Source organism: Mesorhizobium sp. M1322 (genome assembly GCF_040318085.1).
In the GTDB taxonomy this organism is placed as follows: Bacteria; Pseudomonadota; Alphaproteobacteria; order Rhizobiales; family Rhizobiaceae; genus Mesorhizobium.
On the sequence record NZ_JAMYLP010000080.1, the window covers coordinates 1 to 13,173 of the forward strand.

Genomic DNA, 13,173 nt, shown 5'->3' on the forward strand with positions numbered 1-13,173 from the left:
TCGGTCCAAGGCATCGTGATCTCCGTCGAATCTCAGCAATCCGACAGAATCACAACCTGCTGAAATCACTCACTCCTTTTTGGATCGGACACTAATGCATCTATCGCGGCAGTGATCCCATGAGCGATCTGACCGATAGGCAAGCAGGCAATGTTCACTCGTGCGACCGCCCTTCTTTGGGCGGGGCTGAGCGTTGTGCTGGCCCTGCAATGGTCTAGCGAACTCAGCATGCTGAGTTTTCCGGACGGGGTATATATCGCCCTTCGCAAGTGCGACCAGAACGCTTCTGGGCAGCCTGACCGCGCGGCAGGCGGGCGGGAGCCATCAATCTTTGCCTGCAATCCTGGTCGCCGCGATTCTTACAGTGGCGCCGATGCTCATCGTAAAAGATTGTCCGCGTTCTCAGTTATGCAGCATGGCCTATGAGGCATTGCCCAATACAATGATGGACGATGGGGCGGGCGGCTAGGAGAATACCGCTGTGCTATCGTCTTCCGGCGGGGAGCCATCTGACGCCCGAACAGGAGTGAGGCTTTTGCAGCCGCACAGGTCCTGGCTTCGCTCCATCGACAAGTAATTGAATTTTCAATGAAACAATGGTGAGCGCGCAGGGATTCGAACCCTGGACCTACTGATTAAAAGTCAGTTGCTCTACCGGCTGAGCTACGCGCTCCCGCGGGCTCAGAATGCCGCCCTCGAAATTGCGCGGAACATAGGGAGAGTGTCTCGAACGGTCAACCGGAAAAAGAGGCCTCGCAAACCGCTTCGGCAAAGCCGGAGTGGCTTTCACGCAGCCGAGACGCGTTGCAAATCAGCAGCTTGCTATTTTGGGCGGAACAATTGGGCAACTTGCCCGTTTTTGTCGCTACAAGGGACGACGCTTTCAAGGAGAAGATCATGAACAGGATCATGTCGGGCTTGCTGGCGACCGCGCTGTCTGCGTCATTCGTTGTAGCAGAAATCGTGTCCGTCAACGCCCAGCCAACCTATGTGCCGCTAGGCCAGAATGTCTCGTCGGATGTCCAGACCGTCGATCACTGGCGGTGGAGGCGTAGTTTCGACGGCGATCGCGATTTTTCCCGCCGCGATTTCCGCCGTGAGTTCCGTCGCGATTTCCGCCGTGATTTCCGTCGCGATTTCCGCCGTCGCGATTTCGCCGGTGACGACGGCAGGTATTGGCGCGGCCACCGCGGCTATCGCAGTTGGCGTCGCGGCTATCGCCGTCACGGCGACTACTGGTTCCCGCTGGCTGCCTTCGCTACTGGGGCGCTGATCACCGGCGCGATCATCAACAATCAGCCCCGCCGCATCTATCGGGGCGATTTACACGCGGAGTGGTGCTACAGCCGCTACAGATCTTACCGGGCATATGACAACACGTATCAGCCCTACTACGGACCCCGCCGGCAGTGCATCTCGCCCTATTGATAACCTTGGGCAGAGTTGAATAAGAGTCGATGAAGAGCCTGCGCCGGCAACGGCGTAGGCTTTTTTGTGCGCGAATCTACAGCGTGCTCAGCGTCCTGCGCACGGCATCGCGCCAGCCGGCGAGCTTTGCGGAACGGACCGAAACATTCATATCCGGCTGAAACCGCCGTTCGAGCGCCCAGCTCTTGGCGAATTCCCCTGTCTTCGGCCAGACTCCCGCCTTCGAGCCGGCCAGCCAGGCTGCGCCGAGTGCGGTCGTCTCCAGGATCGTCGGGCGGTCGACCGGCGCATCGAGGACGTCGGCCAGCCGCTGCATTGTCCAGTCCGACGCCACCATGCCGCCGTCGACGCGAAGCACGGTCTTCGCTGACGCGCCCTTCCAGTCCTTGCGCATTGAGTCGAGCAGGTCGCGCGTCTGGAACGCAACGGATTCGAGTGCGGCACGGGCAAATTCCGCCGGCCCCGAATTGCGGGTCAACCCGAAGATGGCGCCGCGCGCCTCGGCGTCCCAATGCGGCGCGCCAAGCCCGACGAAAGCCGGCACTAGGTACACTTCTTGAGTTGGGTCGGCGCTCGCCGCCAGCACGCCGCTCTGCTCGGCCTTGCCGATCACCTTGATGCCGTCGCGCAGCCACTGGACGGCAGCACCTGCAATGAAGATCGACCCTTCCAGCGCGTAAGTAGTCTTGCCGTTCAGCCTGTAGGCAATGGTGGTCAACAGCCGGTTCTTCGAGCGCACCAGATCGCTGCCGGTGTTGAGCAGCGCGAAGCAGCCGGTGCCATAAGTGGACTTCATCATGCCCGGCTCGAAACAGGCCTGGCCGATGGTCGCCGCGTGCTGGTCGCCAGCCACACCGAGGATCTTTATCTCTGCGCCGAACAGGCTTTTTTCTGTGATTCCATAGTCGTCAGCGCAATCCTTCACCTGCGGCAGCATTTTTTCCGGTATGCCGAGAATGGCCAGAAGCTCGTCGTCCCAGGCGTTCTTTTCGATGTTATAGACCAGCGTTCGCGAGGCATTGGTGGCGTCGGTGGCGTGAACCTTGCCGCCGGTCAGCCGCCAGATCAGAAAGCTGTCGACGGTGCCGGCCAGCAATTCGCCCTTCTCGGCGCGTTTTCTGGCGCCCTTCACCTTGTTCAGCATCCAGGCGATCTTGGTGCCGGAGAAATAGGGATCGAGCAGCAGGCCGGTCTTTCTGGTGAATTTCTTCTCCAGCCCCTGCTTCTTCAATTTCTGGCACAGCGGCGCGGTGCGGCGGTCCTGCCAGACAATCGCGTTGTGGATCGGCTTGCCGGTCGCCCTGTCCCAGATAACGACGGTCTCGCGCTGGTTGGTGATGCCGATCGCCGCGACATCCGACGCATCGCGGCCGGCGCTCTTCAGCGCAGCCTTCACCGTCGCCACGACGCTCGACCAGATTTCCTCGGGATCGTGCTCGACCCAGCCGGAAGCCGGATAATGCTGGGTGAATTCTTTCTGCCCACTGCCGACGACCTTCATTTCGGGATCGAACAAGATCGCCCGGCTCGATGTCGTTCCCTGGTCGATTGCGAGGATGTATCCGGTCATGCTGTCTCCCCCATCATTCGCAAAGAAGGGAGACGGCTCGCGCCGCCTCCCTGGTAGCCTCTTTCCGCTTTCGCGTTCGGCAAGCCTACTGGGTGGTCCAGCGCTTGATCAGTTCCTCATAGACGATGGTCTCGCCCTTCGGCTTCTCGTTCTCGAGTTTGGCCTTAGGACCGTTCGGCTTGCCCAACCATTCGGCCGGATCTTTCGGCTCGTTGAGTCGCGGACCACAGCCGCCGTAGACCTTGGCGGATTCGTCGGCGGCCTGCATGCGGGCCATCGTGATGTCCATTTCCTCAGCGAGGCGGTCCATCGCCTGCTGCGGCGTGAACGCCCCGGAGTTCACGTCGCCGATCTGCTGCCACCAGATCTGGGCGAGCTTGGGGTAGTCGGGCACGTTGATGCCGGTCGGCGACCAGGCGACCCGGTCTGGAGAGCGGTAGAACTCCACCCAGCCGCCGAGTTTGGGCGCACGATCGGTAAACGACTGATGCCGAATGTCGGAATCGCGGATCAGAGTGAGCCCGACATGGGACTTCTTCAAAGACACGGTCTTCGACACGACGAACTGCGCATAAAGCCAGGCGGCCTTGGCACGATCGGTCGGAGTCGATTTCAGGATCGTCCAAGAGCCCACGTCCTGATAGCCGATCTTCTGCCCTTCCTTCCAGTACGGGCCGTGCGGCGACGGGGCCATGCGCCACAACAAATTGCCCTCATCATCGACCGTGTTGTTGCCTTCCGACTTGGGCTTCACCATGTCGGCGAGGAAAGCCGTGTACCAGAAGATCTGCTGGGCCACGTTGCCTTGGCTCAGCGCGGGCAGCGACTGGTAGAAATCGTAGCTCGCTGCTCCAGGAGGCGCAAAGTTGCGCAGCCACTCGTCCCACTTTGCGATGGCATAGACCGACGCCGGACCATTCGCCTCGCCACCACGCGAAACGCTCGCGCCGACCGGATTGCAGGTGCCCGCCTCCATGCGAATGCCCCATTCGTCGATCGGGATGCCATTCGGCTCGCCGGGGCTGCCGGTACCGGCCATGGACAGCCACGCGTCAGTCATGCGCCAACCAAGATCGGGTGCGCGCTTGCCGTAGTCCATGTGTCCGAAGACCTGAACGCCGTCGATTTCCTTCACGTCCTTGGAGAAGAATTCGGCGATATCCTCGTAGGCGGACCAGTTCACCGGGACGCCGAGATCGTAGCCATACTTGGCCTTGAACTTTTCCTTGAGTTCCGGCTTGTCGAACCAGTCCTTGCGGAACCAGTAGAGGTTGGCGAACTGCTGGTCCGGGAGCTGGTAGAGCTTGCCGTCCGGGCCGGTCGTGAACTTGATGCCAATGAAGTCTTCGAGATCGAGCGTCGGAAGGGTGACATCCTTGCCCTCGCCGGCCATGAAATCGGTGAGATTCACGGCAAGCTGCAGCCGCGAATGGGTGCCGATCAGGTCGCTGTCGTTGACATAAGCGTCATAAAGGTTGCGGTTGGTCTGCATCTGCGTCTGCACGGCCTGGACGACTTCGCCCTCGCCGAGGATCTGGTGGTTGACCTTGATGCCGGTGATCGCCTCGAACGCCTTGGTGAGCACGGTCGATTCATAGGTGTGTGTCGGGATACCTTCCGACAGCACGTTGACTTCCATGCCGGCGAAGGGTTTCGCGGCATCGACAAACCATTGCATTTCGGCTTCCTGAGCCGAGCGATCGAGGGTCGAAAGACCATTGATTTCCGTGTCAAGGAATGTCTTGGCTTCGTCCATGCCTGCATAGGCCTGGCTGGCCCCGAGCAGCAGGACTAGGGCCGTTGTCGATGTTAGTAGGTGACGTCGCATGAGGTTCCTCCCATTTCGGTTTCAAGTGCGATCGGAGCGGTCGTTGCGCGGCCGCTCCAACAGTTTCTCCCCCTAGACGAATCGAAAAACGCCGAATGCGTAGACGATCGAGAGGGCGAGTGCCCACCACAGGTTGGGTCCGACAAGACCCAGCCAAGCGAGATGGATGTAGGCGCTGCCTAGCAGCGAAATGAACAGTCGGTCGCCACGCGTAGTATCGAGGCCGAGAATGCCATGGCGCGGCGCTCCGCCAGGACTGGCCCACTCCCACACGGTCATCCCGACCAGAAGAAGCAGGATCACGCCGAAGAAGGTGGCGGTCTGCCAAGTCCAGGCCATCCATGACAGATCCATCGTCTTTACTCCTTCCCTGCGCCGCCGCTAGACGCGGCCGAGCGCAAACCCCTTGGCGATATAGTTCCGGACGAACCAGATGACGATCGCGCCCGGAACGATGGTGAGCACGCCGGCGGCCGCCAGCAATCCGAGTTCGTAGCCCGATGTGCTCGCCGTCCGGGTCATCACGGCGGCGATCGGCTTCGCGGCGACAGATGTCAGCGTCTTGGCGAGCAACAGCTCGACCCAAGAGAACATGAAGCAGAAGAACGCCGTGACACCGATGCCGGAAGCGATCAGCGGCATGAAAATCTTCACGAAGAACCGCGGCCAGGAATAGCCGTCTATGAAGGCCGTCTCGTCGATCTCCTTCGGCACGCCGGACATGAAGCCTTCGAGAATCCACACTGCGAGCGGTATGTTGAACAGGCAGTGCGCCAGCGCAACGGCCCATGGCGTGTCGAAGAGATTGATGGCCGAGTAGAGCTGGTAAAACGGCAGCGCGAAAACCGCCGGCGGCGCCATGCGGTTGGTCAGCAGCCAGAAGAACAGGTGCTTGTCCCCAAGGAAGCGGTAGCGCGAGAAGGCATAGGCAGCGGGCAGCGCCACGCTGACCGAAATCGCAGTGTTGATAAATACATAGCTGATGGAGCTGATGTAGCCATTGTACCAAACGGGGTTGGTGAGGATCTCGACATAGCTCGCCACCGTGAAACTGCGTGGCCACAATGAAAAGCCGCCGAGGATTTCGTTTGTCGTCTTGAACGACATGTTGAGCAGCCAGTAGATCGGCAGCATCAGGAAGATGATGTAGACCGTCGGCACGAGCCAAAGGAAGCGCGCCTCCCGGCCGCGTCCGCTCATTACGCTCGCCGACTGGAGACCCGCCGCATTCGATGCCGCTGGCGGCGTTGTCTGCTCTCGCATCAAAACGTCGCCCCTTTTATCCCCAAGGCCTTCCTTCACTGATGTCATCTCAGCCCTCCGCTTCGGATTGGGTCATCAGGGTGTAGAAAAGCCACGACACCAGCAGCGTCATCAGGAAGTAGATGATGCTCATGGCCGCCGCGATTCCGAGATTGAATTCGCCGAGCGCTGCCTTGACAAGATCGATCGACAGGAAGGTCGTGGCATTGCCCGGTCCCCCGCCTGTCAGTACGAACGGTTCAGTGTAGACCATGAAGGAATCCATGAACCGCAGCAGCATGGCAATGGTCAGCACGCGCTTCATCTTGGGCAGCTGGATAAAGCGGAACACCGACCAGCGTGATGCACCGTCAATCTTTGCAGCCTGATAGTAGGCGTCGGGTATCGAGACGAGGCCTGCATAGGCAAGCAGCACCACCAGCGAGGTCCAATGCCATACGTCCATCAGGACGACGGTGAACCAGGCCGACAGCGGCTGGCTGGTGAAATTGTAGCTAATGCCCATCGCGTTGATAACATAGCCGAGCAGCCCGATGTCCGGCAGCGCAAAGATGTTCCACATAGCGCCGACGACGTTCCATGGGATCAGCAACGGCAGCGACATCAACACCAGGCAGACCGCGACCCATGGGCCGGAACGCGGCATGGCAAGCGCCACCGCCACGCCTAGCGGCACCTCGATCAGCAGGATTAACCCGGTGAAGGCAAACTGGCGCAGGAGCGATGCGTGGAAGCGCGGCGAATTAAGCACTTCCTGGAACCACTTAACGCCTTCAAAGAAGAATAGGTTGTTTCCGAACGTCTCCTGAACTGAATAGTTGACCACCGTCATCAGCGGGATGATTGCGTTGAACGCCACCACCACCAACACCGGCAGCACCATGAACCACGCCTTGTTGTTCCACGTCTTATCCATGGAGTTCAGCCTCCCATCTCGACGCGCCAGGAATCGGCATAGATGTTGATGCCGGCCGGGTCGAAAGCGATCTTCGGGTCGGCAGGAATGTCCTCGTCCTCGCCGACGATCGCCGCTATGTCGCGGCCTTCGAAACTGGCGCGCACCACCTTGTGTCGGCCGATATCCTCGACCTTCCGGATTGAAACCGGCATGCCGCTATCGCCAAGCCTGATATATTCGGGGCGGATGCCGAGCTCGATCACGCCTGTGGTTCCAGCCTTTGGCGCGCCCGGCAATTCGATCGTCTGGCTGCCGAGCCGCGCGCTCCTGCCTTCGACCGCGACCGGCATGACGTTCATGCCCGGCGAGCCGATGAAATAGCCGACGAATGTATGCTTGGGACGCTCGAACAGCTCGGCGGGAGAGCCGATCTGCACAACTTCGCCCTCATACATGACGACGACGTTTTCGGCGAAGGTGAGCGCCTCGGTCTGGTCATGCGTGACATAGACCATGGTGAAACCGAAGCGCCTGTGCAGCTGCTTCAACTGCGAGCGCAGCACCCACTTCATATGCGGGTCGATGACGGTCAGCGGCTCGTCGAACAGGATCGCGTTCACGTCAGAGCGCACCAGCCCGCGTCCGAGCGAGATCTTCTGCTTCTGATCGGCAGTCAGACCCCGCGCCTTTCTTTTGGCCATATCGGCCAGACCGGTCATTTCCAGCGTTTCGCGCACCTTACGGTCGACGTCAGGTTCCGGAACGCCGCGGTTGCGCAGCGGAAACGCCAGATTGTCGTAGACGGTCATGGTATCGTAGATGACCGGGAACTGGAACACCTGCGCGATGTTGCGCTCCTGCGTCGACAGATTGGTCACGTCCTTGCCGTCGAACAGAAGCTCGCCGTGCGACGGATACAACAGGCCGGAAATGATGTTGAGCAGCGTGGTCTTGCCGCAGCCAGATGGCCCGAGCAGTGCATAGGCGCCGCCATCCTCGAAGGCGTGATGCACCTCCTTCAGCGCATAGTCCTTGTCCGACTTCGGATGCGGCCCGTAGGCGTGGCGGATGTGATTGCAGTCGATGCGCGCCATGTGCCCTCTCCCTCAAGCCGCCAGCATCTGTGGCGGAGCGGCCGAGCGGCCGTTCGCGTCGAACACCATGATGTGCCGCGGATCGATGAATACCTCGATGGTCTGGTCCGGCTCGAACACCAGGATGCCGTGCTCCAGCATCACCCAGCGGACGTCGGCGAAATCGAGATGCACAAAACTTTCAGAACCGGTGATTTCGGTAACCGACACCTTGGCTCTCACCGGAACCGCCGACGGGCTCGGTCGAGCAAGAGAGAGATGGTGGGGCTGGAAGCCGATCGTGTAGCTCGTATCGGCAATACCGACGAGCTCGACCGGCACCGGGAGGTTCACCCCACCATCAAGAAGGAAGCTCGAACCGCTCTTCTTCAGCACGATCGTGTTGAGCGGCGGATCGGCGAATGTCTTGGCCGTGACGAGGTCGTTCGGCCTGCGGAAGACGTCGATGGTCGGGCCGAACTGAGTGATGCGGCCTTCGGAAAGCGTCGCCGTGTTGCCGCCAAGCAGCAAGGCTTCGTGCGGCTCCGTCGTGGCGTAGACGAAGATGGTACCGGTCGCGGCGAAGATTTTCGGCAATTCCGCACGCAGCTCCTCGCGCAGCTTATAGTCGAGCTTAGCGAGCGGCTCGTCGAGCAGCACCAGGCTGGCGTTCTTGACGATAGCGCGCGCCAGCGCGGTGCGCTGCTGCTGGCCGCCGGAGAGGCTGAGCGGGGTGCGATCGAGATAAGGCGTCAGCTTGAGAAGGGCTGCGGCATTGCGCACCTCCTTGTCGATCTTTGCCCGCTCGGTCCCGGCCACCCTCAGCGGCGAGGCGATGTTCTCGTAAACGGTCATCGCCGGATAGTTGATGAACTGCTGGTAGACCATGGCGACATTGCGCTTCTGCACCGGGATGCCGGTGACATCCTTGCCATCGAACCAGACCGAGCCGGATGTCGGCACATCAAGACCGGCCATCAGCCGCATCAGGCTGGTCTTGCCGGCAAGCGTCGGCCCGAGAAGGACGTTGAGCGAGCCGTGCTGAAGCGTCAGCGACACGTCGCGTATATGCTCCGCCGCGCCGACCGTCTTCGTCACGTTTCTCAGTTCCAGCATGATGCCTCCTCCCAGGCTTTCTGCATGACTATTCGGCAGCCGCGACATGGCGCCGGCTTATCCCGCGCATGAATTCGTCGAGCGCTGCTGCCTGCTCGCGGCTCAGATACAGGCCGCGCTTGGTCCTGCGCCACAATACATCTTCGGCCGTCATCGCCCATTCATTCTGAACGAGGTAGCGCACCTCGGCCTCGTAGAGATCGGCGCCAAAGTTGCGGCCAAGGTCGGCATTCGACCTGGCGAGGCCCAGCAGCATCCTTACGCGAGTCCCGTAGAGGCGGGTCAGGCGGCGCGCCAGACGAGCGTCGAGGAACGGATATGCCGCTTTCAAATTCGCCACTTCGGCGTCGAACCCGCTCGCCGGGAAATCGCCGCCCGGGAGCGGCGCGTTCGCCGTCCACGGCTTGCCGCGCTTGCCGAGAAAACCCTCGATTTTCTCGAGCATCGATTCCGACAGCCGGCGATAGGTGGTGATCTTGCCGCCGAAAGTGTTGACGATCGGCGCCGTGCCCTCGCCGCCGTCGGTCTTCAGCACATAATCACGGGTCGCTTCCTGCGCCTTCGAGGCGCCGTCGTCATAAAGCGGGCGCACGGCGGAATAGGTCCAGACGATGTCCGAACGGCTGACCGGTTTCGCGAAATATTCGCTCGCCGCAGCACAGAGATAGTCGACCTCGGCATCGCTGATCTTCACGTCATGCGGGTCGCCAGAATAGTCCTGGTCGGTGGTGCCGATCAGCGTGAACTCTTCCTCGTAAGGGATGGCAAAGATGATGCGGCCATCCTTGTTCTGGAAGAAATAGGCGCGCGGATCGTCGAACTTCTTGCCGATGACGATATGGCTGCCCTGTACCAGCCGGACATTGTGCACGTCGTTCAAGCCGACCGTAGCGGACAGCACGTGGTCGACCCATGGACCGGCAGCGTTGACCAAAAGCCGCGCCTTGACCTCCTCGGCGTCCCCAGTCTGCGTGTTCTCCAGCCTGACCGCCCAAAGCCCGCCTTCACGGCGTGCGCTGATGACTTTCGTGCGGGTTCGAATCGTTGCGCCGCGATCGGCGGCATCGCGGGCGTTCAGGGTTACCAGCCGCGCATCGTTGACCCAGCCATCGGAATATTCGAAGGCCTTTCGAAACAACGGCTTCAGCGGCTTGCCGGCTGGGTCCTTTGCCATGTCCAGCGTCTTGGTCGCTGGCAGCAATTTGCGCCCGCCAATGTGGTCGTAAAGGAAAAGGCCGAGCCTGATCAGCCAGGCCGGACGCAGGCCCTTGGCATAAGGCAGCACGAAGCGCATCGGCCAGATGATGTGCGGCGCGTTCTTCCAGAGGATCTCGCGCTCCATCAGCGCTTCGCGCACCAGGCGGAACTCGTAGAACTCGAGATAGCGCAAGCCGCCATGGATCAGTTTGGTCGAGCCGGAGGAGGTTCCGCTGGCCAGATCGTTCATTTCGGCGAGGAAGACCGAGAAGCCGCGCCCAACCGCATCGCGGGCGATGCCGCAGCCGTTGATTCCGCCACCGATGACGAAGATGTCATGGATCGGGGGTGCGCCCACAATAGTCCTCCGGATTTCGCATTGCAGCATTTTTAGGTTTTTACGAAACCGTAGTGGGATTATTTCGAAATAGGAACGAATGTCAAACGAAATATAAACAGCGGCAGTTGCCGCAACGGCAACCCTAGGAGAGCGACGTTTCGATCAGTTGAACCTCTGCCTCCTGGCAGATCTTGCGCACCGACGGGATGTCGCAGCGGTCGGTGATGAAGGTGTTGACCTGCGACAGATGGCCGATGCGGACCGGCGCCGTACGCTCGAACTTGGTCTGGTCGGAAACGAGGATGACATGCCTTGCATTGGCGATAATCGCCTGCGCCACCTTCACTTCACGAAAATCGAAATCGAGCAGCGCGCCGTCATGGTCGATCGCCGAGGCGCCAATCACCGCGTAGTCGACTTTGAACTGCCTGATGAAATCGACCGCCGCCTCGCCGACCACGCCCCCGTCGGAACCACGCACAACGCCGCCGGCAATAACAACTTCGATGGAAGGATATATGCGCATCCTATTGGCAACATTGATATTATTGGTGATGACCATCAAACCGACATGATCGAGAAGCGCCTTGCTGACCGACTCCGTCGTGGTGCCGATATTGATGAACAGCGAGGCATTGTCCGGGATCAACCTGGCTGCTGCGCGGCCGATCGCCTCTTTCTCCTCGGCAGCGATCTTGCGCCTCGCTTCATACTCCATGTTCTCGATGCCGGACGGAAACAGCGCCCCGCCATGGATACGGGAAAGCAGCCGCTGGTCGCACAAATCGTTAAGGTCCTTGCGGATGGTCTGCGGCGTCACGTTGAAATGCGTTGCCAGATCGTCGACCAGCACGCGGCCATTGTCCTTGGCCATCTGGATGATTTCGGAATGACGCGGCGACAGATACATTGGGGACCTCCCGTTTTCGTTTTTCTTGTCTATAACGGAAAACGAAAGTGATGAAAAGGCATAAGCCGGCTAACGAAATTACATGCGTTCCAAAGACAAACCTCGGCGCACTTTGCCGACCAATTCAAGCCAGCCCGCGTGCGATTTCAGTGACGACCTCGAAAGCGGTGTCGACATCCGCCGCCGTCGTCTCGAATTGACCGACCTGAAAGCGGATCGCGACCTGCCCGTCCACTCGTGTCTGTGTCAGGTAGATGTGGCCATCGTCATTGATCGCGTTGACCAGCCACAGATTGTGTTCGTCCGAATCAATGCCGGCCGCCGACAGATGCCGGAACGAGAACAGCGACAGCATCGGTTCCGTGACGATCTCGAAATCCGGTTCCTTGGCCAGCCGCGCGGCAAGGCCTTCGCTCCAGGCGACATGATTGCGGATCATGGTTCTCAGATTTTCCAGCCCGTGGGCGCGCAGCAGGAACCACAGTTTCAGTGCGCGAAAGCGCCGCCCGAGCGGCACCGACCATTCGGAATAGTTGACGATGCCGTCGCGCCCGTGTGTTTTCAAGTAATCCGGCTTGATGGCGAGCGTCCGCACCAGGTCTTCCGGCCGGCGGATGAACTGTACCGAGCAGTCGAACTGCGCGCCCAGCCATTTGTGCGGGTTGAAGACGATGGAATCCGCCTGCTCCGCGCCCGCCCAGAAATGCCGGTATTCCGGACATATCATCGCCGATCCGGCCCAGGCGGCATCGACATGCAGATAGAGCCCGTACCGCTTTGCCACAGCGGCGACGTCGGCGATGTCATCGGTGCCGCCGGTGCTGGTGCCGCCGACACAAGCGATGATGCCGGCCGGCAGCATGCCCGCATCCCGGTCGGCGACGATCGCCGCTTCGAGGGCTGTGACATCCATGGCGCGAAGGCGGCCGGCAACCGGAATACGCACGAGATTGTCCTCTCCAATGCCCGAGACCCAGATCGCCCGGTCGATGGAAGTATGGACCTGGTCGGAAGAATAGATGCGCAGTATCGGCTGGCCTTGCAGGCCCTTCTTGTTGCCCTGCCAGTCGAGCGCGCGCTCGCGCATGGTCAGAACGGCGGCCAGCGTCGCCGATGATGCCGAATCCTGCATGACGCCGGAAAAGCCTTCCGGCAGCCCAAGCGCCTGCCGCATCCAGTCGACGACGCGCGTCTCAAGTTCGGTCGCTGCCGGCGAGGTCTGCCAGAGCATGCATTGCGCGGCCATCACCGAGACCAGATATTCGGCCACCACCGAGACCGGTGCGGCGTTGGCCGGGAAATAGGCGAAGAAGCGGGGATGCTGCCAATGCGTCATGCCCGGCAGGATTTTTTGCTCGAAGTCGGCGAAGATTGCCTGCATCGTTTCGCCTTCTTCCGGCGGCGTGACATCGATGCTTCTAGAGATTTCGCCCGGTTCGACAAGCGGCCGAACCGGCCTTTCGCGAAGTGTGCTCCTGTAGTCGGCACCCCATTCGGCCGCGTACAGCGACCATTCCCGGAATTCGTCGCTATTCATTTTCCTCTCCGTC

General features: G+C 60.5%; 12 protein-coding genes and 1 tRNA gene. 1 reads left to right on the plus strand and 12 read right to left on the minus strand.

All coding sequences use genetic code 11. The features are described 5' to 3' along the window. Positions 1-597: 597 nt before the first annotated feature. Positions 598-673: transfer RNA gene (locus NKH12_RS23605), tRNA-Lys, on the minus strand. 61 nt (positions 674-734) lie between these two features. Further along, a complete protein-coding gene (locus tag NKH12_RS23610) occupies positions 735-911 on the minus strand; it encodes a hypothetical protein (RefSeq protein WP_352955355.1) in 177 nt (58 codons plus the stop codon). Between NKH12_RS23610 and NKH12_RS23615 the strand changes: the two genes are divergently transcribed. Next, positions 898-1,428 carry a BA14K family protein gene (locus tag NKH12_RS23615; protein ID WP_352955356.1) on the plus strand — a complete coding sequence of 177 codons (531 nt, stop codon included), beginning with the start codon at positions 898-900 and terminating at the stop codon, positions 1,426-1,428. The two genes, NKH12_RS23610 and NKH12_RS23615, sit on opposite strands and share 14 nt — an antisense overlap. Positions 1,429-1,504: 76 nt before the next feature. On the opposite strand, the gene glpK is transcribed toward NKH12_RS23615, so the two are convergent. From glpK to NKH12_RS23665, 10 genes are all read right to left on the minus strand, one after another. After that, a complete protein-coding gene (glpK, locus tag NKH12_RS23620) occupies positions 1,505-2,998 on the minus strand; it encodes a glycerol kinase GlpK (protein WP_352955357.1) in 1,494 nt (497 codons plus the stop codon). An 85-nt stretch (positions 2,999-3,083) separates the two neighbouring features. Then, positions 3,084-4,826, minus strand: a complete 1,743-nt coding sequence (locus NKH12_RS23625; RefSeq protein WP_352955358.1) for an ABC transporter substrate-binding protein — start codon at positions 4,824-4,826, stop codon at positions 3,084-3,086. A 72-nt stretch (positions 4,827-4,898) separates the two neighbouring features. Then, on the minus strand, positions 4,899-5,180 hold the full coding sequence (locus tag NKH12_RS23630) for a DUF2160 domain-containing protein (protein WP_352955359.1): 282 nt from the start codon (positions 5,178-5,180) through the stop codon (positions 4,899-4,901). A 27-nt stretch (positions 5,181-5,207) separates the two neighbouring features. Next, entirely contained in the window at positions 5,208-6,026 is an 819-nt protein-coding gene (locus NKH12_RS23635) for a carbohydrate ABC transporter permease (RefSeq protein ID WP_065007668.1), read from the minus strand. Positions 6,027-6,138: 112 nt separating this feature from the next. Next, positions 6,139-7,005, minus strand: a complete 867-nt coding sequence (locus tag NKH12_RS23640) for a carbohydrate ABC transporter permease (RefSeq protein ID WP_352955360.1) — start codon at positions 7,003-7,005, stop codon at positions 6,139-6,141. Positions 7,006-7,010: 5 nt separating this feature from the next. Beyond that, positions 7,011-8,081, minus strand: a complete 1,071-nt coding sequence (locus NKH12_RS23645) for an ABC transporter ATP-binding protein (protein ID WP_352955361.1) — start codon at positions 8,079-8,081, stop codon at positions 7,011-7,013. A gap of 12 nt (positions 8,082-8,093) precedes the next feature. Then, on the minus strand, positions 8,094-9,176 hold the full coding sequence (locus NKH12_RS23650; protein ID WP_352955362.1) for an ABC transporter ATP-binding protein: 1,083 nt from the start codon (positions 9,174-9,176) through the stop codon (positions 8,094-8,096). A 28-nt stretch (positions 9,177-9,204) separates the two neighbouring features. Beyond that, entirely contained in the window at positions 9,205-10,731 is a 1,527-nt protein-coding gene (gene glpD, locus NKH12_RS23655; RefSeq protein ID WP_352955363.1) for a glycerol-3-phosphate dehydrogenase, read from the minus strand. A 124-nt stretch (positions 10,732-10,855) separates the two neighbouring features. After that, positions 10,856-11,623 carry a DeoR/GlpR family DNA-binding transcription regulator gene (locus NKH12_RS23660; RefSeq protein WP_352955364.1) on the minus strand — a complete coding sequence of 256 codons (768 nt, stop codon included), beginning with the start codon at positions 11,621-11,623 and terminating at the stop codon, positions 10,856-10,858. Between the two features lie 124 nt (positions 11,624-11,747). Beyond that, the gene (locus tag NKH12_RS23665; protein ID WP_352955365.1) at positions 11,748-13,160 is read right to left on the minus strand and encodes a pyridoxal phosphate-dependent decarboxylase family protein; all 1,413 of its coding nucleotides are present in this window, start codon (positions 13,158-13,160) and stop codon (positions 11,748-11,750) included. Positions 13,161-13,173 lie beyond the last annotated feature (13 nt).